A 19,106-nucleotide genomic window follows, 5' to 3' on the forward strand; every position below is an offset into this window, starting at 1 on the left:
CGTGCTCAATCCCGTCGACAGCGAGCCCACGCCGCTTTGTGCCGTGCTGATCCCCGCCGCTGCCGAAGTCGACAGGCTCGTCACGTTGCTGTTCGTCGTGTTCAAGCTGGTCGAAAGCGAAAAAAGCTGCCCGCCGTTCACCGCATCCGTCGAGCCGGACGCAACGTTCCCGCTCGACACATTGATGATCTTGCGCTGCAGCGAGCTGTTGCCCACGCTCACTACGTTGGCCGCGCCCCCGTCGGTACTGCTGGAGCCCAGCGCCACGGAGTTTGCCCCCGTGGCCGTCGCGCTGTAGCCGATCGCCGTGGTGTTGGCGATATTGAGCGGGCTGCCGCTGACTCCCGATCCGGCAGATGCGCCCAACGCCACGTTCCCGCTACCGTTCACGTACTGACCAGCGCTCGCACCGACTGCCGTGTTGTTGCTGCCCGTAACGGCATAGCTGGAATTGGCTCCGCTTCCCGTGTTGTTGCTTCCCGTGACGCTGTAACTCGAATAAGCCCCACTCCCCGTATTCAAGTCCCCCGTCACGTTGTAGCTCGAAAAGGCCCCGTTACCCGTGTTCGAATTGCCGGACAAGCCAGTGCCGCTCACATATCCGTAGAACGTGTTGTTGGTCCCGCCGCCCGTGTACGTCGCCGAAGTATTTCCACAAGTGTCGCTGTTAGGGCCTTTGTTATAGCAAACGCCATCCGCCCATCCCAGCTGCGGAAGAGACATGCACGTGCCGGCTGCCAGCGCGGCAGCGGCCATGGCCCGCACTCTCCGTACCGCACGTGACCGCCCTCCTGACTTCCCCTGTCCCGTCGCGCTTTCCGCAACCACAATCAGCTGGTTCAGCCTTCTGCTGAAAATGCACTTGTAGATCTTGTTCATGTTCCCCCCAGTTCTTGTCAGCGCCAGTTCGCGGAGAGCGCTTGCAGACAGGTTCCCCAGTCCGCGCGCGCTTCTTGCCTGTATGTCACGACATCGGGATACCAGGCGGTATCCCCACACCATCGCCAATCGGCATGTTTTTGCAACAGCACATGCGTCTTCAGTCCGAGCGCGCCCGCGAGATTGGCGCTCGACGTACACACCGACACGATTTCATCCAGACACTGCATCGCCGCTGCAGTCCGGCTGAAGTCGGTCAAAAAGTGAGAAAGGTCGATAACCGGCAAATCAGGCAGGCCGGCCAGATCTGCGCGATGTTCCGCAGGCATCAGTGAATAGAAGCGCACGCAACCGATGTCTTTCAGATGCGTGTTCAACAGCTCGGACGGCACACTGCGCGCAAGCCGATTCGACGCGCTCGACACCGGATTGGCCGACCATACGACGCCGATATGCCGGCAACCATCGCCCGATCGCGACTGCGCGACCAACTGCCGCGCAGCGCTCCGATCTTCCGGCGCGGGCGTCAAATAAGCGGCCGGCTCAGGTTTTTCCAGCCACAAAGGCAAATCGCCGATCGAGATTCGCCAAATTCGTAAGGATTGTTTATCGATGGCGCCAAGATCCGGGTCTTGCGTGACCATTCCCCCCAATACCGATGCCGACGGGAAACTCTCGCGGAACAGCCGCACCAGCGCGGGCCGGCACACCACCACCACGTGCATACCGGCCGACCGTGCCCGCTGCAACAGCAACGGCAGAAACGCGGCAAACAGGATCTCGTCACCGGCGCCCTGCTCGCCGGAAACGATCAACGTAGAACCCGCCTCGAACTGGCCGCTCCATGCGGGATACGGAAAGCCCATGCCCGTGAGGTTGATCTTCCGTCCCGCATCGAAACGCCTCGCATGATGTGGCCAGGCGTCCGTGAACCGCCCCCTGCCAAGCAGAAAATGCGCGTACTCCCAATGCGTAACCGGATCGTCGTCTGCGGCAATTTGCGTCTCGAAAAGGGCCGCGGCACGCTCATCCAGTCCCAGATATGCGCAGCAGACGGCCATCCGGTGTGCCGCTTTGTCGCGCAATCTGCACTCGAGGTCAGCCAGCCGGTCAAAACACTCGAGCGCCTTGTCGAAATGTTCCCGGAGCCGGAGAAGCTCACCGTAATTCCATAACGCATTGGCACAATCCGGATCTCTTTCCAGGCAGGCGCGATACTCGACCATCGCGAGCTCTTGCTGCCCGGATTCGTGCAAGGCAACGGCCAGGTTGTAGCGAATCTGCGGATCATGCGGCGCGAGCGCGGCAGCCCAGGTGAACGCCTCGAGCGCCTCGCGTCGTCGGCCACCTTGGGCCAATGCCACGCCCAGGAGCAGACGCAGAAAACCGCAGCCCTGATCGATGGAGATGGCCTGCCTCGCACACGCGACACTTTGCTCGAAGTGCCCGGCATTCAGAAGTTGCAACGCCCGCCGCAAAAGCGCACCGACGCCCGCTGGCAAGCCAGCCTCGACGTCCCCTGTCGAACCTGGAGGAAGCGGCAATACGTCGCCGCTGTATGCCGGCCGCGCAGGTGGCAAATACAAGACTTTTCTGTTTTTCATGCTCACCCCGAACATGTCGTTTATCGAGCTCTCATCGCGCGCGTGGGCGCGGCTCAATCGACATATACGGAGCGGTGATACGTGTAGGCCGCCATAAGGCGCCCGTAGCGCACTTGGACATGATTTCCCCGATCTTCATGCTGTTTGTTCGTCGCCTGCACTGGACGATACGGCCGTGCGGCTTGGATGTGTGCGAGACACGAGAGCAAGGAGCGGACCAGCACTCGGCATCTCAATGACCAAGGGGCTGCACGATCAATAGGTGATGTGATGCAACGTCAAGACCCCGGCGTTGTTTCAGTTCTGAAACGCCAGGAAGCCATGCCGATTCGCCAAGTCCCGCACGCGGCAAGGAAACGCGCGAACGATACAGCTTTGCGTCGATGGCAAACGTGCGATTCCCGCGCTTCTCTTGGCTGTGATTTATCGAGAATTGTTTCAATCGTGCAACGCGTGGCCGGGCACACGATCGCTTGGGGCAGGCGTCCCTTTCGGGCATGGGTGGCGTCGGATGCCGACCGTCTGGCACGCTCGATCGCGAAGCAGTTCGCGGCGAAGAACACGACGAACGCGTGGATGCCAGCCACCTCGGCAAGTTGATGCGCCGGCGCGGCACGACCGCACGCGCACGCGGCCAGCCGGGCATAATGCGCGATCACGGCACGCCGCGCGGTGCGCGATGCGTCGTGAGCGCATCGGGTCATTGAACGGCCCGTGCCGCTTCCGTATCGAAACCCGAACCTCAACCCGTCTATCCTATGCAAGTACTCGTCGTTGGCACCGGCAAGCTGGCAACCGAACTGCTCCGCTCGCACCGGCTCGACCCGGCAACCTGCCGCATGATGGCGTGGTCGGACCCTGCACGTCTCGACGCCCGTTCAGTTGTCGTGCACGCCGGATCCGGCCGCGAGTTGCCCGCCGCGATCGCGTTCTGCCGGGCGACCGGATCGCCGCTCATCGAGCTGTCCACCGGCTCCGACGTCGAAACCGGAACGCACGACTTCCCCGTCGTGCTGTGTCCGAACACGAACATCCTGATGCTCAAGTTCATGAGCATGCTGGAAACCAGCGGCCATCTGTTTCGCGACTGCCGCATCAGCGTGATCGAGTCGCACCAGGCCAGCAAGACCTCCGTGCCCGGCACCGCGGTCGGCATCGGTCAGTCGCTCGGCGTGGCGGCGCAGGACATCCGCTCCGTGCGCAACCCCGACGAGCAGCGCGACGCATTGCAGATTCCCGACGAGCAGCTCGGCCGCCACGCGTTCCACCGGATCCGCATCGAGGATGGCGCGTGCAGCCTGCAGTTCGAATCGCGCGTGTACGGTGCGTCGCCCTACGCGGACGGCGTGTCGCGCATCGTCGAGGCCGTCCGGCAGCATGAACTCGAGCCGCGCCGGTACTCGATCGTCGAGTTCATTCACAGCGGCTGGCTGTAGGTGCGACGGTGCGCGGGCCGGTTGTCGACACGCCAACCGGCGCACTCGACGGCCGCGTCTGCGCAATCGTCGACGCGCCCCTCAGCCGTCGCCCAGCACGGCCCCGCTCTCCGGCAACGTCGCGCCGCCGTCGACGACGATCGTCTGCCCGGTGATGTACGCCGCATCGCCCGACGCGAGAAACAGCATCGCGTTCGCGATGTCCTCCGGTTCCCCCATCCGCGCGAGCGGAATGTCGCGCGCGATCTGCGCGGCGACCGACGCATCGCCGAGATTGCCGGCTGCCGACGTGCGGATCATCCCCGGCTCGACCCCATTGACCGTTACGTTGCGGCGCGCGAGTTCAAGCGCCGCCGCGCGGATAAAGCCGTTCACGCCGGCCTTCGATGCCGCGTAATGCGCGAGCCCTGGATACGCGACGCGCGGCCCGGTGACCGACGACGTGACGAGCAGCCGCCCGGCTCCAGCGCGCTCGAATGCCGGCAGCGCGGCCTGCGCGAGCCAGAACAACGCCGACAGGTTGACCGACAGCGTGCGTTCGAGCGTCGGCTCGTCGATCCGCGCGAACGGGGTGAGCGGGAAATATGCGGCGTTGTGAACGACGACGTCGAGCCGGCCGCCGTCGCGCTCGACCGCCGCGACGAGCGCGCCAAGTTCATCGCGTCGCGCGGCATCGACGCGATACGCGCGTGCATCGCCGCCCGCGCTGGCGAGTGCGTCGGCCTGGGCCGCAGCCGCATCGCCGTCGAGATCGGCGAGCGCGACGAACGCGTCGGATTCCGCGAAACGGCGCGCGATCGCCGCACCGATTCCCTGCGCGGCGCCCGTGACGAGCACGACGCGTTCGCTGAAATCCGCACGCAACCGGCCGCTGCCGAGTACCGCGGTCATCGCTGCGCCTCGCCGCCGAGCGGATGCGCGGTTTCGTTCAGCACCTGCGCATGGGCGCCGATCGGGAAGTTCGACAGCGCGCCGAAATCGCCGCCCTGATAACCGAAGATCTTGCCGTCCGTCTTGCGTTGCGCGAGGTCGATCAGCACGACGCCGAGGGTCGGCACCACCTTCTCGCGCCAGACGAACAGATACAGTTGTTCCGCAATCCTGAAGTAATGGCAGCGATCCACGTCGGCCAGCCCGCCTTCGACGCCCTGCAGGCACTGCCATGCGTAGAAGTTCTCGTTCAGGTAGATGTGCTCGTAGCATTCGGTCGGGCTGTAGCGATACATCGTGCGCTTGCCGATCAGTTCGCGCGTGGGCCCGTGCAGCGGGCCCGCCTGCGCATGGCCGCCGAGCGTGCCGTGCCGGAACGCCGCGTCGACACCCGTCAGCGGCAGCCCGCGCGCGACGCGCGTGAACGCGTCGATATGCGTGTCGGCTTCGGTCGGCAGCGTGCCGGCCACGGACGTCCACAGGCCGTTGCCGACGTCGATCACGAGGCTGACCGACGTCGCACGCGCGGCCGGGTCGATGTAGTCGACGAAATACAGGTCGGCGCGCAGCCGCGTGACGCGGCACGGCGCGCGGCCGCCGGTGTCGGTCGTCGCGTCGCGCCATTGCAGCGCGCCGGCCTCGAACGTATAGACGCGCCACGCGCCTGATGCGTCGCCGAGCGCCAGCGAGCGCCCGGCGAGCGCGTTCACGGGCGCGAGGAGGTTCGCGTCCGGCGCGAAGCCGTCCGCGAGTGCGCCCACCTGAATGAATACCGGATCCTGTCGTTCCACCTGCCGTCTCCCGCGCAGCTTCAGGCCCGGCGGGCCGTGTACGCTGCTCATGTGCTCATGGTGCGGGCTGCGCGCGCCGCGCGGTATCCGCCAAAAGGATGAAGGGCGCGCGGCGCCGGAACGCGCTAAAGTGCACGTGATCCGCGCCGCTGCCGGCGCGAGGAGCGCCCATGCACCGTGTCACCCATTACCGACGCACCGACGAAGGAATCGAGGCGATCAGCCTCGAGTCCGATCGCGCGTTTCCGCGGCATGCGCACGACGAATTCGGGATCGGCGTGATCGTCAGCGGCGCGCATCGGTCCTGGAGCGGCCGCGGGCAGGTCGACGCGCTGGCCGGCGACGCGATCATGGTCAATCCCGGCGAAATGCACGACGGCATGCCGATCGACGCGGACACCGGCCGACGCTGGCGGATGCTGTACCTCGCACCCGCGCTGGTCGCGCGTGTCGCGGCGGAAGAAGGCCTCGGCGGTGTCGAGCTCGCGCATCCGGCCGTGCGCGACGCGCGGCTCGCCACCGCGGTCGGCCGATTGCATGCACGCATCGTGGCGGGAGACGCGCTACCGCTCGCCCGGGACGAGGCGCTCGTGATGCTGGTCGCCGGGTTGCTGGCGCGACATGCGAACCGCGTACTGCCGGCCGCCGGCGTCGCGCCGGCGATCCGCGTCGCCCGCGAGCGGCTCGATGCGACACCCGCCGCCCCCGTTTCGCTGGCCGAACTCGCCGGCCTGAGCGGCGTGAGCCGCTTCCAGCTGCTGCGCGGATTCGCCCGCGAACTCGGCATCACGCCGCACGCGTATCTGCTGCAGTCGCGCACGCGGCTCGCGCGTGCACTGCTCGCGAGCGGCCTGTCGATCGCGGATGCCGCGGCCGAAGCCGGCTTCGCCGACCAGAGCCACCTGACACGCGCGTTCGCACGCCAGTTCGGTATCACGCCGGGACGATTCACGCAGGCAGGCTGACGGACGTCACGGTCCTCGCACCGACACCGGCGGCGCGACGATCGGAGCCGTTGTCGTCCGCGGTGACGACGACTCGATACCTCCGCCCGCACAACCCGCCGGTCGAAAGCGCCGGCCGCAGCGCCCGGTCACGCGCCCCGCTCCATACTCCGCCGCCGCTGCAATTTCGTTCAAGACGCCCGCACCGCCGCACGCGATGATGCGGCGCATGAAGACACGACTGATCGGCTATCTCTATCTTGCCGCCGCGATGGCGGGCGTCGGCAGCACCGTCATCGCGAGCCGCTTCGCGGCCGGCGGCCTGCCGCCGTTCGCGGCCACCGCGCTGCGCTTCCTGATCGCGACACCGCTGCTGTTCGCGCTGATGCGTGCGCAGCGGCTGCGATGGCCGCGCCTCTGCGCGCGCGACGCCGTGCTGCTGGTCGTCCAGGCGGCGGCGGGCGGAGTCGGCTATACGGTGTTGCTGATCAGCGGCACGAAGCTGTCGTCGCCGATCGATGCGGGCGTGATGCTCGGCACGCTGCCGGCGATGTCGACGCTGATCGCGGCGGTCGTGCTACGCGAGCGGCAGACGCCGCGCGACTGGAGTGCGGCCGCGCTTGCCACCGCCGGCGTGCTGTTCGTCACGTTCGCGCCCGGCCACGCGATGCCATCGCTCCGCACGCTCGCCGGCGACGCGCTGGTGCTGGCGGCCGTCGCCTGCGAAGCCGTGTTCATCCTGCTGAACCGGCGGCTGTCGACGCCGTTGCCGCCGCTCGCGCTGTCGACGGCGATGTCGGGCCTCGGCTTCGTGCTCGCGCTGGTGCCGGCCGCGTTCGAATGGCACGCGGTGGCGACCGGCTGGACCGTCGGCGCCGTGTCGGCGATCGCATACTACGCACTCGTGCCAACCGTGCTCGGCTACCTCTGCTGGTATGCGGGGTCGGCACGCACGAGCGGCACCGAGGCCGCCTTGTTCACGGCGGTCGCGCCGGTGTCGGCCGTGCTGTTCGCGGTCGCGCTGTTCGGCGAAACGCTCGGCGGCACGCGGCTGCTCGGCATCGCGCTCGTCGTCGCGGGGATGCTGCTGGGCGCGACACGGCGGCGCGAAGCGCCGGCACGCGACACCGCGGCACGGTCCGGGTTGGCAGCCAGTCCGGCGGCGTCCACGCCGACTCCTGCCGAATGATCCACCTCGGATGCGCACCGTGCGCACGCCATTCGGCTTCGCTACCGGTATCGCGTCTGCTCCAGCCGCGCCGTGAGATGCCGTGTGCGGTATCACGCTACCGGGCACCACCACCACCACCGGGCCGCCGCGCCGTCACGTTCGCCGACACGCATCGCGTACACCAGCCGTCCCGATGCCCGCGCCACGCCACCGTCAAACTCGTCAAACGATCGTCCGCCGCGGCCCGACATCCGCGACGACGGCGTGAGACTGTAGGAATGTGTCCGCGCGTGGCAAACCCGTTGCGCACCGTCACACAAGATGCAATATTCGCGTGGCCAGGCCATTTGACAACCACCGAACAATAATTCGCATCGTCATGAACAAGAAGGAAGCCAAAACAAGGATCGCGGCACTTCTGTCCGCGGGCGCGAGGAAAGCCGACGTGCTGGCCGAGCTGGCCGGACAAGGCCTGAAGGATCACGTGCTCGCGCGCCTGATCGCGTCGCGCGCCGATCCCGCGCTGTGCAGGAAGAACAAGGTGCATACCTGGATCCTGATCGGGCTCGGCATCGCGCAGCTGTTGATCAGCCTTGCGCTCGCCGGTCTCTTCCTGGTGGGCGGACACGGCACGGGCGCGGCGCTCCTGTTCCTCGCACTGGCCGTGCCGCTGTCGCTGCTGTTCATCTGGGGCTTCGCGACCCATCGCGTCGGCGCGTATCACGCGTTCATCGCCCTGTCGCTGTTGCAACTGCCGAAGACCATCGGCGATCTCGGGCGCGATCCGTCGTCCGCGCTGCCGAGCCTCGCAGTGACGGTCATCCTGGTGGTCTACGTGTGGTTCGTCCGCAACCGGATGTTCCCCGACTTCGGCTGGTTCACGCCGCGCAAGGTCGACGGCCGCTACGCATTCGTGGAAAGCGCCTGACACCGCCTGCGCCCACGCCGCGCACGACAAAAAAAGGCGCCGGGCCGCCCCGCGATCGCGGGACGGCCCGGCGCCTTCTGCATTCCGGAATGCCGGCGGCTTACTTGGCCTTTTCAGCCGAGTCGCTGATCGCCTGCCCCCCCTTCGAAATATCCTGCCCCATGCCTGCAACGGTATTGCAACCGGCGAGCGCGGCGGTCACCACCAGCAGCACTGCAGCAATCGTACGCGTCATTCTCATTCTCCTTCGAGTCAACAAGCCCGACCGGGCGAATCGGATGCGGCGTGGCGCCCTGCGGCGCGCAGGGCACGGGGCCTGACCTGATTATACGGAGCCGGCCGGCGCGCGCCAGTATCGACGGAGCCGGTGTTCCGCAGGCACACGAGCCGGCCCCACAGATTTTCCTTGACTTCGCCCATCCGGGAACTAATATACGCACCGCGTATATTTTTCATCAGGTGCCGCCGATGACCGTTCCCCAGCAAGCCTTCCTGCGCGACGCGATGCGCCGCCTCAACATGACCCGCGAAGCGTTCGCGAGCCGCATTGGCGTCAGCCGTCGTGCGCTCGATACGTGGTTGCTGCCCGACGATTCGCAGGAATCGCGCGGGATGCCCGAGATTGTCGAGCGCTTTGTGTCGGAAATCGTCGAGCGCTCGGCACCGGATGGCGGGGACTATACGCAAAGCGTAGACAAACAAGGGCTCGCGAAGCAGTTCCTGTTCGAAGGCAAGCCGCAGCTGATCTCGGTGGACCAGTTCTCGCGGGACTCGGTCGAGGCGCTGTTCCGCGTCGCCGACGTGATGCAGCCGATCGCCCGTCGCCACAAGATCTCGCGCGTGCTCGAAGGCGCCGTGCTCGGCAATCTGTTCTTCGAGGCCAGCACGCGCACGCGCGTGTCGTTCGGCGCGGCCTTCTGCCGGCTCGGCGGCTCGGTGTGCGACACGACCGGCTTCACGTTCTCGTCGATGGCCAAGGGCGAATCGATCTACGACACGAGCCGCGTGATGGCCGGCTATGTCGACGCGCTCGTGATCCGCCACCCGGAGAAAGGCTCGGTGGCCGAATTCGCGCGCGCGACCAACCTGCCGGTGATCAACGGCGGCGACGGCCCGGGCGAACACCCGAGCCAGGCATTGCTCGATCTCTATACGATCCAGCGCGAGTTCTCGCGGCTCGGCAAGATCGTCGACGGCGCGCATATCGCACTCGTCGGCGACCTGAAATACGGCCGCACCGTGCACTCGCTCGTCAAGCTGCTGGCGCTGTATCGCGGGCTGAAGTTCACGCTCGTGTCGCCGCCGACGCTCGAAATGCCGGCGTACATCATCGACCAGATCGCGACGAACGGCCATGTGATCGAGCAGACGAACGACCTTGCGGCCGGCCTGCGCGGCGCGGATGTCGTGTATGCGACGCGGATCCAGAAGGAGCGCTTCACCGACGAGTCGTTCGAAGGCTACACGCCGGATTTCCAGATCAACCAGGCGCTCGTCGATTCCGTCTGCAAATCCGACACGCTGATCATGCACCCGCTGCCGCGCGACAGCCGGCCCGGCGCGAACGACCTGTCGGTCGACCTGAACCGCGATCCGCGCCTCGCGATCTTCCGGCAGACGGACAACGGCATTCCGGTGCGGATGGCGATCTTCGCGGTGCTGCTCGGCGTCGAGAATCTCGTCCAGCATTCGATGCGCGACGCGACGTGGCGCCCGCCGGCCTACCTCGGGCCGGAGGACGCGGTGTTTCACGGGATCGACTGACCCGCATCCGGTGTTGCGCGGCTGAACGCGAAATTGCTTCCGTTCAAGGGCCGCGCGCAGACGTCACGCATCCAACGCGCCGCCTTGCACGGCGCGTTGTCATTTTCGGCGCCGGTAACGCGACGGCGGCCAACCCGGCGTCAGCCGGCCCAGGGGTCGATCACGCGCAGGCCCGCTGCCTCGAACGGCGCGACGTCGCGCGTGGCCACGATCAGGCCGTTCGCCGCGGCGGTTGCAGCGATGAAGCCATCGGCAGACGCCATCGCGTTGCCCGCGCCACGCGCCTTCGCGCGAAGGCTCGCATACGCTTTGCTGGCCGCATCGTCGAACGGCAGGATCCGGCCGCGAAACAACGGCACGACGCGCTGCTCGATGCTTTGCTCGAGCCAGTCCCGCCGGCGCCCCTCCGGCAATGCCGCCACGCCGAATCGCATCTCCGCCAGACTGATCGCGGCAAGAAACAGCGTCTCGACGTTCTGCGCGTCGAGCCATTCGATCACGGCCGCGCTGGGCTCACGTCGCAGCGGCTCGGAAATCACGTTGGTGTCGACCAGGATCATTCGAAGCTCATCGGATCGGTTGGCGAGGTGTCGCGCCGGACGTGCAAATCGACGCCGTCCGCCTCCCGCCCGATTTCGGCCAACAGCGTTCCGAGCCTCGGCCGGCCACCGGGCCGAACGGCCTGCTCGAGAATGTCGCGCACCTCGGCCTCGGTACTGCGGCCATGTTGCGCAGCCCGGATTCGAAGCGCGCGATGCACTTCGTCGGGCAGATTTCGAACCGTGATCACGGGCATGATGCGCCTCACTACATTTGCTTGCAATGCAGTCATATTAGCACCTTGATGTCATTTATCCGAGTGAAGATTCGACCACTGTAAGCGGCCTGCCACGCCTCTCCCACTCGGCCATTTAGCCAATCTTCCCGCCCCGCAAGCCCGTGTACGGCCTCCGTAACATTCGTCAACACTCTCCCCGAAAACACAAACGAGAACGCTTCTCATTCAATTGAAAATTACATAGAATGCCGACTGAAACCAAATCGTAATAATCCCTGGCGGCGTGCACGTTTTCGCAGCGCGGCGTTCCGGGGCCACACAGCGAGGTCGAAGCGCATCATGAAGTCCCGTCCTGAAGAGTCGAAGCTCGGCAAATTCACCACCCTGTGCAGCGTGCTCGCGGCGAGCCCCGCGTTCGCCGACGGCGCGCCGCCGCCCGCCCCGGTCAGCCCCGAAGGCCATCTCGCGACGATCGAGGTCCAGGGCAAGACCGAGCACAGCTACAAGGCCGACTTTTCCGCCTCCGTGAAATTCACCGCGCCGCTCGTCGACACGCCGAAGTCGGTCACCGTGATCCCGCAGGAGCTGATCCGGAACAGCGGCGCGGCGACGCTGACCGAAGCGCTGCGCACCGTGCCCGGCATCACGTTCGGCGCCGGCGAAGGCGGCAACCCGCTCGGCGATCGGCCGTTCCTCCGCGGCTACGACACGCAAGGCAGCATGTTCGTCGACGGGATGCGCGATACCGGCGCGACCACGCGCGAGATCTTCAACACCGAGCGCGTCGAAGTCACCAAGGGCTCCGACGGCGCATACGGCGGCCGCGGCGGCGCGGGCGGCAGCATCAACCTGATCACCAAGGCGCCGCACCTCGGCACGACGGCCGCCGCGAGCGCGGGCCTCGGCACCGACCGCTATCGCCGCTTCACCGCCGACGGCAACTGGCAGTTCGCCGATCACGCCGCGTTCCGCCTGAACCTGATGAGCCACAACAACGACGTCGCCGGCCGCGACGTCGTCAACAACGAGCGCTGGGGCGTCGCGCCGTCGATCGCGTTCGGCCTCGGCACGCCCACGCGCGTGACCGCGAGCTACTACCACCTGTCGACCGACGACATGCCCGACGGCGGCATTCCGTATTTCTACACGACGTCGAACAAGCCCGCGAACGTCGACACGATCTATCCGGCGCCCGTCGATCGCCACAACTTCTACGGCCTGATCGACCGCGACTTCCGCAAGACCACGTCGGACATCAGCACGATCAGGATCGAGCACGACATCACGCCGGGACTGACGGTGCGCAACACGACGCGCTACACGGAATCGACGCAGGACTACATCTGGACCCAGCCCGACGACAGCCAGGGCAACGTGATCAATGGCAAGGTCTGGCGCCGCAACAACAACCGCAACAGCTCGATCAACAGCCTCGCGAACCTGACCGAACTGTTCGGCGAATTCCGCACCGGCCCGTTCAAGCACAGCTTCACGACCGGCATCGAACTGTCGCGCGAATGGGGCAAACGCGATTCGTATACGGTCGCCACCGACAAGGGCACGATCTGCAAGCAAGGCATCGGCGCGCCGTCGGGCTACAACTGCACGAGCCTGTGGTCGCCGAACCCGAGCGACCCGTGGGTCGGCTCGGTCACACGCAACAACGACCATGCGCATGCGCGCACCACGACGAAATCGATCTACGGCTTCGACACGATCGAACTCACGCCGCGCTGGCAGGTGAACGCCGGCGTGCGCGTCGACGACTACTCGACCCGCTTCACCGACACCCGGGCAAACGGCGGCAAGACCTATACGCGTGACGACACGCTGTTCAACTGGCAAGCCGGCCTCGTGTTCAAGCCCGCGCGGAACGGCAGCCTTTACGCGTCGTACGCGACGTCGTCGACGCCGGCCGGCATGCTGCTCGGCGAAGGCAGCGAAACGCAGTCGCTCACGCCGGGCCGCGGCGGCGTCGGCCCGAACGCCGACCAGATGGCCCCCGAGAAAAACCGCAGCATCGAGCTCGGCACGAAGTGGAACGTGCTGAACGACAAGCTGTCGCTGACCGCCGCGCTGTTCCAGATCGACACGACGAATGCGCGCGTGACGCTGCCGAACAACCAGTACGCGATGGTCGGCAACAAGCGCGTGCAAGGCCTCGAGCTCGGCGTCGCCGGGCAGATCACCAAGCAGTGGCAGGTGTTCGGCGGCTATACGTACATGAAGAGCGAACTGCGCGACAACGGCAAGGACGCCTCGAACGATGGCCACCGCTTCCCGAACACGCCGAAGCACAGCCTGACGATGTGGTCGAACTACGACGTGACGCCGAAGTTCACCGTCGGCGGCGGCGCGTTCTACATGTCGGAAGTGTTCGGCGATCCCGCGAACCTGCGTGCGGTGCCGTCGTACTGGCGCTTCGACGCGATGGCGCAATACCGGATCAACAAGAAGCTCGACCTGCAGCTGAACGTGAACAACCTGTTCAACCGCACGTATTTCGATCAGGCGTATCCGGCGCACTACGCGTCGATCGCGCCGGGCCGCTCGGCGTTCGTCACGCTGAACGCGCGCTACTGATCGATGGAAGCCGTATCGCTGAAGGCGCTCGCGTCGGTGTCGCCGCGCGCGTTCGCCGACATCCTGGCCGGGCCGCCCGAGCGGGCCGCCGCGTGGGTCGCGGCGGCGGCCGAGCACGGGATCGTCGACGCGCAGGCCGTGTATGGCCAGTACCTGCTCGACGGGCATGGCGTCGCGCGCGATCCCGCTGCCGCGTTCGGCTGGTTCCGGCATGCGGCGCGGGCCGGCCATGCGATGGCGATGAACATGCTCGGCCGCTGCTACGAGTTCGGCTGGGGGACGGCCGCGTGCGCGCCGGTGGCGGTGTACTGGTACCGGCTCGCCGCGCAGGCCGGGCTCGACTGGGGCATGTACAACTACGCGACGGCGCTCGCGCTCGGCGACGGCATCGACGAGGATCGCGCCGCCGCACTCGACTGGTTTCGCCGCGCGGCCGCGCTCGGCCATGCGAAATCGATCAACCTGATCGGCGGTTTCCACGAGGACGGCTGGGTCGTCGCCGTCGATCCCGACGCCGCGTTCGACCACTATCGCCGCGCCGCCGAGGCCGGTGATTTTCGCGGCCAGTTCAACTACGCGCGGCTGCTCGCGGAGCGCGGGCGCGTCGACGAAGCACGCGTCTGGCTCGCGCGCGTGCCGGCCACGGCCACCCCCGCGTTCGTCGCGAAAATGCGCGCGTATCTTGCCGCATCGCCGATCGCTGCGTTGCGCGCGGCGGCGCTGCACTTGCCGTCTCACGGCACGGAATCCGAATCATGATGCTTCATATCCCCGGTGTGCTGACCCAGGCGCAGGTCGCGCAATGTCGCGAGTTGCTCGATAGCGCCGACTGGGTCGACGGCAACGCGACGTCCGGCGCGCAGTCGGCGCTGGCCAAGCGCAATCGACAGATGCCGGAAGGTTCGCCGGTCGCGCGCGCGGTCGGCGATGCGATCCAGGATGCGCTGGCGCAACACGCGCTGTTCTTCTCGGCCGCGCTGCCGCTGAAGGTGTTTCCGCCGCTGTTCAATCGCTACGAAGGCGGCGAGACGTTCGGCACGCATGTCGACAACGCGATCCGGCTGCTGCGCGGCACGGATTTTCGCGTGCGCAGCGATCTGTCGGCGACGCTGTTTCTCGCGGAACCGGACGCATACGACGGCGGCGAGCTGTGCGTGGAAGATACGTACGGCGTGCATCGCGCGAAGCTGCCGGCCGGCGATCTCGTGCTGTATCCGGCGTCGAGCCTGCATCGGGTAACGCCCGTGACGCGCGGCGAACGCGTCGCGTCGTTCTTCTGGATCCAGAGCATGGTGCGCGACGACGGCGACCGCACGCTGCTGTTCCAGCTCGATACGCAGATCCAGGCGCTGTCCGCGGAAAAAGGCGCGAAGGATCCAATGGTAATTTCGCTGACGGGGATTTATCACAACCTGTTGAGGAAATGGGCGGATGCGTGACGGGATGCAGGAATCAGTCACAGAGGCGGAAGGATCACCCCAACCGAAGGCCAAGGCGTAGGTTTTGGCGTAGGTAATTTGGGGGTGTAAATGAAGTTTGATGCGAACAAAATCCGTCGCATGGCTCAGGGCACCGACGAGCCGATCGACGGCTTCGCCGGTTTGCGTATGAGTGCGGGAGCCAAGCGCAGAACTTGGGTCTATCGCTACAAATCGCCGCTCGACGGGAAGATGAAGCAACTTGGAGAATGGCCCGCGATGCCCTTCTCCTCTGCGATTGCTGCTTGGGAGGAGCAACGTCAGATTCGAAGCTCCGGACGTGAGGAGGTATCCGGAATTTCGTGTGTGAGGCGGGTTGAGATTCAGACTCCAATGTTGAATCGTTCCGGGTAAAGCAGCGCGAACTGTGTCATGGCGCTCTTCCAATCGTGCCGGGAACCGGTCCACTTGACCACGACGTTGCGCAGCGCCAGCCAGATCAGTTTGAGCGCGGCCTCGTCCGATGGGAAGTGGCCCCGCGCCTTGATGATCTTCCGAAGCTGCATGTGCAACGACTCGATCGCGTTGGTCGTATATACAACTTTCCGGATGTCAGGCGCGAAGGCGTAGAACGGAATCACCTGATCCCAGGCCCGGCGCCAGAGGGCGGCAATCGGTGGGTATTTCCTACCCCACGGGCTCGTATCGAACGCATCCAGCGCCACGGCGGCCGCTTCGGCCGACGGTGCCCGATAGATCTCCTTGAGCGCGGCTGCGACCGATTTCCGGTCTTTCCAGCTGGCGAAGTCCAGCGAGTTCCGGATCAGATGCACGATGCAGGTCTGCACCGTCGTGTCCGGGAACACCGTGTTGATCGCTTCCGGGAAGCCCTTCAGGCCGTCGACCACGGCGATCAGAATGTCCTGCACGCCGCGCAGCTTCAGGTCGTTCACCACCCGCAGCCAGAACTTGGCGCCTTCGGTCTGTTCGATCCAAAGGCCCAGCACGTCACGTGTGCCGTCGCGGCGCACGCCCAGTGCCAGGTAGATCGCCTTATTGCGCACCACGCCTTCGTCGCGGATCTTGACTCGCAAGGCATCGAAGAACACGACCGGGTACATCGGCTCGAGCGGCCGCTGCTGCCATTCACGCACTTCGTCGATCACCGCGTCAGTGACGGTGCTGATGAAGTCCGGCGATACCTCGATGCCGTACATCTCCAGCAGGAAGCCCTGAATCTCCCGCACGCTCATGCCGCGGGCGTACATCGCGATGATCTTGTCGTCGAAGCCGGTGAAGCGTCGCTCGCCCTTGGCGATCAACACCGGATCGAAGGTGCCTTCGCGGTCGCGCGGAATCTCGACGTCGAGCAAGTCGTCGTCGGTTGCAACGCGTTTGCGGCTGGTGCCGTTGCGATGGTTCGTGCGGCCGCCCGGTTTGGCTTCACCCTTCTCGTAGCCAAGGTGGTGGGTCAGTTCGCCGCCCAGCGCGCGTTCGAAGATCGCCTTCTTGAGCGCCGCGAGCTGCTCGTTGATCGTTGCCCGATCCAGCGTTCCGGGCACCAGTTGCTTGATGAGTTCCGGGTCCAGGTTCAAGCCCTTGCCCGGCTCAATCGTCACTTCTTCCTTGCGTTTGCGTGGCATAAAGTGGCTCCTTGGCCATCAGTTTATGCCTCACACACAAAGGTTCGGATAGGCTCGGACGTGACGTAGCCCTCAACCGAAGGCTCGAACGAGAAAAGCTGCTCGACCAGCAGCGGGAAGTGCGCAACCCGTCAACATGACAAACATGCTTAATCCAAGTGTTGTTGCGATCGATTTCACTGTCCAATTCCCTTCGTTTTTATTCGACAACTGGCACATCAAAACTGAGCCGTCACCTGAAACCCGACCGTCACGCGCGCAGTCGGAAATCCGGAAGGCTTGTATACAGGGGTACCCGCGAATAGATCGTAGCCATAGCCGCCGAAGCGCGTTGCTACACTACCCTTCACGCCGATCACAGCACCTGCGAGTTGGGTACCAACCAGCGGCACCGGTTGCGGTCCCCATACACGGCCATAGTCCAGTCCCGCATAAATCGCTTGGCCCGTCTGACCGATCGGCATCTGCAATTCGTTGCGCCAGTAGAAACCACGCGCCGCCGCGAGCATCGTTTCGCCGTCGAAGCCTCGCACGGTGTAGCGGCTTCCGATGGTCATGTCATCGATGTAGTACAGCGTGTTGCCGGTGAACTGGCCGTGGACGGTTGCAACGTAGCGGAACGGCTGCTGCGCGATTGCAAATGGCACCGACAGGTTCGCATCGAGCACGGCCATTTTGTAGCGGTACGTCGGCCCGCCTTCCGCTGCCAGAATGTCATCCTGCGCGCCGAACGTACCGATGCCCTGTCGGTATGCGAGCGTCCCGTCGAACTGCGCACCACCGAAATAGTGACGATCCGTCAGACCGAGTTCGATGAACGTGTTGTTGCGACGCTGCTGCGGAATTTCAGTATCTTCGATGAAGCTTTGACCGAAGCGCCGTGACAGCCGGACATAGCCGCCGAATACGTCGTTCTGGCTGCGTGTGAGCACACGGGCCAGTTTGAAATCGACGGTCTTGGAATTCCCGCTCGCAACGAACGTCTGATTAACGCCCGCGATTTGCTGATAGTACGTGTTGGTGTACGCCGATAACGTTGCGGTCCAGTAGCCCCACGGAACCGAGTAGAAGCCGTTCCAGCCGTGCGAGCCGAGCCGATGGTCGCCAAACTCAAGGTCTTGGCTCACTCCGACGTTGAAGATGTCGTTCAAGCCGAGCGGATTGTCGATGCCGATCGACAGATTGCCTTGCAGCTTGCCGGTCGAGCGCGTACCCGAATTGTCGATCGATGCAACAACGGTCCACGGCTTGCCGCGTTTCACGTCGAGCACGACATCGCTTTCGCCCGGCACGTCAGCCGGAACGATTTGCATCGATATGTCTTGGCTCGTAACCCGCTTCATTTGCTCTAGACCTTGCTCAAGGTCGCGCAGGTTCAGCAATTCGCCGTCGCGAGTCGGGAACGCAGTTTTCCACGTGCCGCGCAGTTTTTCATCGACGAAGCGTACGTGCCGAATCACGCCGGGAATCAGGGCGACTTTCAGCGTACCGGAGGATAGATCCTGCTCCGGCAACAGCACGCGAGTCGTGATGTAGCCGCGTGATAAAAGGTTCTGCGACAGCCCTTTAACGAGCACATCAAGCCCCTGCTTGCCAACACACTGGCCGGTGTAGTGTTCGAGCCATTCACGCGCGAAGGCAAAGCGATCCAACGGCAACGCGGATGCGCCTTGCGATTTCACCATGTCCGGCAGCGAATCAGGAACATCGAGCGTGAAGTGGTCGATGCGGAAACACGGCGTTTCGACGGGAAGCGCCGGATAGCCTGCACTTACTGCCACGCTCGATCGAACTCCCGGCGCGGAAACGGTTCGTTCGCGCTCGCGTGCTTCTTCCTGCTGACGCGTTTGCTGATCGTTGCCGGGAATCACCGCGTTCGGCGGCGTCTGTGCTGCAACGCCCGTCGACGCGAGCAATAACGAAGCAGCCGCGAGATTTACGCCCCGGATTTTCTTCTTCATCTAATTCGCTCTTTTAATTAGAACCGTTCGAACCGCTACTCGCAGACTACAAATCACAGCCTTTTGTTCCGTTCGATTAATACGTGCAGCAGTCATTTTCACGTCGACCGCACCATCACACGGCGCAATTTTTCGGCATTACTCATTAAATCCATATTCAGCAGGAATCTTCCAGTCATCATTTGGAAATTTGGGCCAACCGAAGCGAGGATCACCATAAGTCTTTTTTACGTCATGCATTAACCCATCGAAGAAACCCGACAGGCCCTGAAGAGC

At 64.9% G+C, this 19,106-nt stretch carries 17 protein-coding genes; 8 read left to right on the plus strand and 9 right to left on the minus strand.

The window, feature by feature from the left end:
* Together ACTJKF_RS21395 and ACTJKF_RS21400 are read right to left on the minus strand one after the other, a co-directional pair.
* Positions 1-879 (minus strand): ESPR-type extended signal peptide-containing protein (locus ACTJKF_RS21395; protein ID WP_440625859.1); only part of this gene is annotated, 879 nt, incomplete at its 3' end.
* Positions 880-896: 17 nt separating this feature from the next.
* On the minus strand, positions 897-2,498 hold the full coding sequence (locus ACTJKF_RS21400; RefSeq protein ID WP_440625860.1) for a tetratricopeptide repeat protein: 1,602 nt from the start codon (positions 2,496-2,498) through the stop codon (positions 897-899).
* A gap of 743 nt (positions 2,499-3,241) precedes the next feature.
* Here ACTJKF_RS21400 and ACTJKF_RS21405 point away from each other — a divergent pair.
* Positions 3,242-3,919 (plus strand): dihydrodipicolinate reductase, encoded by a 678-nt coding sequence (locus ACTJKF_RS21405; protein WP_440625861.1) that lies wholly within the window; start codon positions 3,242-3,244, stop codon positions 3,917-3,919.
* Positions 3,920-4,000: 81 nt separating this feature from the next.
* On the opposite strand, the gene ACTJKF_RS21410 is transcribed toward ACTJKF_RS21405, so the two are convergent.
* Both ACTJKF_RS21410 and ACTJKF_RS21415 read right to left on the minus strand, forming a co-directional pair.
* The gene (locus tag ACTJKF_RS21410) at positions 4,001-4,810 is read right to left on the minus strand and encodes an SDR family oxidoreductase (RefSeq protein ID WP_440625863.1); all 810 of its coding nucleotides are present in this window, start codon (positions 4,808-4,810) and stop codon (positions 4,001-4,003) included.
* Entirely contained in the window at positions 4,807-5,691 is an 885-nt protein-coding gene (locus ACTJKF_RS21415) for a molybdenum cofactor biosynthesis F family protein (protein ID WP_440625864.1), read from the minus strand. The genes ACTJKF_RS21410 and ACTJKF_RS21415 overlap by 4 nt, the downstream gene beginning before the upstream one ends.
* A gap of 119 nt (positions 5,692-5,810) precedes the next feature.
* On the opposite strand from ACTJKF_RS21415, the gene ACTJKF_RS21420 reads away from it, so the two are divergent.
* From ACTJKF_RS21420 to ACTJKF_RS21430, 3 genes are all read left to right on the plus strand, one after another.
* Positions 5,811-6,605, plus strand: a complete 795-nt coding sequence (locus ACTJKF_RS21420) for an AraC family transcriptional regulator (RefSeq protein ID WP_440625866.1) — start codon at positions 5,811-5,813, stop codon at positions 6,603-6,605.
* Between the two features lie 208 nt (positions 6,606-6,813).
* Positions 6,814-7,773 carry a DMT family transporter gene (locus ACTJKF_RS21425; RefSeq protein WP_440625868.1) on the plus strand — a complete coding sequence of 320 codons (960 nt, stop codon included), beginning with the start codon at positions 6,814-6,816 and terminating at the stop codon, positions 7,771-7,773.
* Between the two features lie 361 nt (positions 7,774-8,134).
* Positions 8,135-8,683, plus strand: coding sequence for a permease (locus ACTJKF_RS21430; protein ID WP_440625869.1), 549 nt, complete (start codon positions 8,135-8,137; stop codon positions 8,681-8,683).
* A gap of 100 nt (positions 8,684-8,783) precedes the next feature.
* Here the strand turns inward: ACTJKF_RS21430 and ACTJKF_RS21435 are convergent, their stop codons facing one another.
* Entirely contained in the window at positions 8,784-8,918 is a 135-nt protein-coding gene (locus ACTJKF_RS21435) for an entericidin A/B family lipoprotein (RefSeq protein ID WP_057928824.1), read from the minus strand.
* Between the two features lie 233 nt (positions 8,919-9,151).
* Here ACTJKF_RS21435 and ACTJKF_RS21440 point away from each other — a divergent pair, with 233 nt between their 5' ends.
* Positions 9,152-10,447 (plus strand): aspartate carbamoyltransferase, encoded by a 1,296-nt coding sequence (locus ACTJKF_RS21440; protein WP_440625871.1) that lies wholly within the window; start codon positions 9,152-9,154, stop codon positions 10,445-10,447.
* Positions 10,448-10,587: 140 nt separating this feature from the next.
* On the opposite strand, the gene ACTJKF_RS21445 is transcribed toward ACTJKF_RS21440, so the two are convergent.
* Positions 10,588-11,007 (minus strand): type II toxin-antitoxin system VapC family toxin, encoded by a 420-nt coding sequence (locus ACTJKF_RS21445; RefSeq protein ID WP_440625873.1) that lies wholly within the window; start codon positions 11,005-11,007, stop codon positions 10,588-10,590.
* Positions 11,004-11,243: a FitA-like ribbon-helix-helix domain-containing protein gene (locus ACTJKF_RS21450; RefSeq protein WP_440625875.1), complete on the minus strand. Its 240-nt coding sequence runs from the start codon at positions 11,241-11,243 to the stop codon at positions 11,004-11,006. The genes ACTJKF_RS21445 and ACTJKF_RS21450 overlap by 4 nt, the downstream gene beginning before the upstream one ends.
* A 321-nt stretch (positions 11,244-11,564) precedes the next feature.
* Here ACTJKF_RS21450 and ACTJKF_RS21455 point away from each other — a divergent pair, with 321 nt between their 5' ends.
* Genes ACTJKF_RS21455 through ACTJKF_RS21465 form a run of 3 tightly spaced genes read left to right on the plus strand, consistent with a single transcriptional unit; the run spans position 11,565 to position 15,247 of the window.
* Complete coding sequence (locus tag ACTJKF_RS21455; RefSeq protein WP_440625876.1) at positions 11,565-13,808, plus strand: TonB-dependent receptor; 2,244 nt, start codon at positions 11,565-11,567, stop codon at positions 13,806-13,808.
* A 3-nt stretch (positions 13,809-13,811) separates the two neighbouring features.
* On the plus strand, positions 13,812-14,567 hold the full coding sequence (locus ACTJKF_RS21460; protein WP_440625878.1) for a tetratricopeptide repeat protein: 756 nt from the start codon (positions 13,812-13,814) through the stop codon (positions 14,565-14,567).
* Positions 14,564-15,247 (plus strand): Fe2+-dependent dioxygenase, encoded by a 684-nt coding sequence (locus tag ACTJKF_RS21465; protein ID WP_440625880.1) that lies wholly within the window; start codon positions 14,564-14,566, stop codon positions 15,245-15,247. Before ACTJKF_RS21460 ends, ACTJKF_RS21465 begins: the two co-directional genes overlap by 4 nt.
* A 362-nt stretch (positions 15,248-15,609) precedes the next feature.
* On the opposite strand, the gene ACTJKF_RS21470 is transcribed toward ACTJKF_RS21465, so the two are convergent.
* Positions 15,610-16,869, minus strand: coding sequence for an IS256 family transposase (locus ACTJKF_RS21470; RefSeq protein ID WP_440625230.1), 1,260 nt, complete (start codon positions 16,867-16,869; stop codon positions 15,610-15,612).
* Positions 16,870-17,087: 218 nt separating this feature from the next.
* Positions 17,088-18,830, minus strand: a complete 1,743-nt coding sequence (locus ACTJKF_RS21475; RefSeq protein WP_440625882.1) for a ShlB/FhaC/HecB family hemolysin secretion/activation protein — start codon at positions 18,828-18,830, stop codon at positions 17,088-17,090.
* Between the last annotated feature and the right edge of the window lie 276 nt (positions 18,831-19,106).

It is taken from the genome of Burkholderia sp. 22313 (assembly GCF_052045245.1).
Lineage (GTDB): Bacteria > Pseudomonadota > Gammaproteobacteria > Burkholderiales > Burkholderiaceae > Burkholderia.

Excerpts from the sequence above, each read along its gene's own strand:
- ACTJKF_RS21445 (WP_440625873.1), bottom strand. The coding sequence starts at position 11,007 with ATGATCCTGGTCGACACCAACGTGATTTCCGAGCCGCTGCGACGTGAG.
- ACTJKF_RS21435 (WP_057928824.1), bottom strand. The coding sequence starts at position 8,918 with ATGACGCGTACGATTGCTGCAGTGCTGCTGGTGGTGACCGCCGCGCTC.
- ACTJKF_RS21430 (WP_440625869.1), top strand. The coding sequence starts at position 8,135 with ATGAACAAGAAGGAAGCCAAAACAAGGATCGCGGCACTTCTGTCCGCG.
- ACTJKF_RS21475 (WP_440625882.1), bottom strand. The coding sequence starts at position 18,830 with ATGAAGAAGAAAATCCGGGGCGTAAATCTCGCGGCTGCTTCGTTATTG.
- ACTJKF_RS21450 (WP_440625875.1), bottom strand. The coding sequence starts at position 11,243 with ATGCCCGTGATCACGGTTCGAAATCTGCCCGACGAAGTGCATCGCGCG.
- ACTJKF_RS21440 (WP_440625871.1), top strand. The coding sequence starts at position 9,152 with ATGACCGTTCCCCAGCAAGCCTTCCTGCGCGACGCGATGCGCCGCCTC.
- ACTJKF_RS21465 (WP_440625880.1), top strand. The coding sequence starts at position 14,564 with ATGATGCTTCATATCCCCGGTGTGCTGACCCAGGCGCAGGTCGCGCAA.
- ACTJKF_RS21460 (WP_440625878.1), top strand. The coding sequence starts at position 13,812 with ATGGAAGCCGTATCGCTGAAGGCGCTCGCGTCGGTGTCGCCGCGCGCG.
- ACTJKF_RS21400 (WP_440625860.1), bottom strand. The coding sequence starts at position 2,498 with ATGTTCGGGGTGAGCATGAAAAACAGAAAAGTCTTGTATTTGCCACCT.
- ACTJKF_RS21410 (WP_440625863.1), bottom strand. The coding sequence starts at position 4,810 with ATGACCGCGGTACTCGGCAGCGGCCGGTTGCGTGCGGATTTCAGCGAA.
- ACTJKF_RS21420 (WP_440625866.1), top strand. The coding sequence starts at position 5,811 with ATGCACCGTGTCACCCATTACCGACGCACCGACGAAGGAATCGAGGCG.
- ACTJKF_RS21415 (WP_440625864.1), bottom strand. The coding sequence starts at position 5,691 with ATGAGCAGCGTACACGGCCCGCCGGGCCTGAAGCTGCGCGGGAGACGG.
- ACTJKF_RS21425 (WP_440625868.1), top strand. The coding sequence starts at position 6,814 with ATGAAGACACGACTGATCGGCTATCTCTATCTTGCCGCCGCGATGGCG.
- ACTJKF_RS21455 (WP_440625876.1), top strand. The coding sequence starts at position 11,565 with ATGAAGTCCCGTCCTGAAGAGTCGAAGCTCGGCAAATTCACCACCCTG.
- ACTJKF_RS21405 (WP_440625861.1), top strand. The coding sequence starts at position 3,242 with ATGCAAGTACTCGTCGTTGGCACCGGCAAGCTGGCAACCGAACTGCTC.
- ACTJKF_RS21470 (WP_440625230.1), bottom strand. The coding sequence starts at position 16,869 with ATGCCACGCAAACGCAAGGAAGAAGTGACGATTGAGCCGGGCAAGGGC.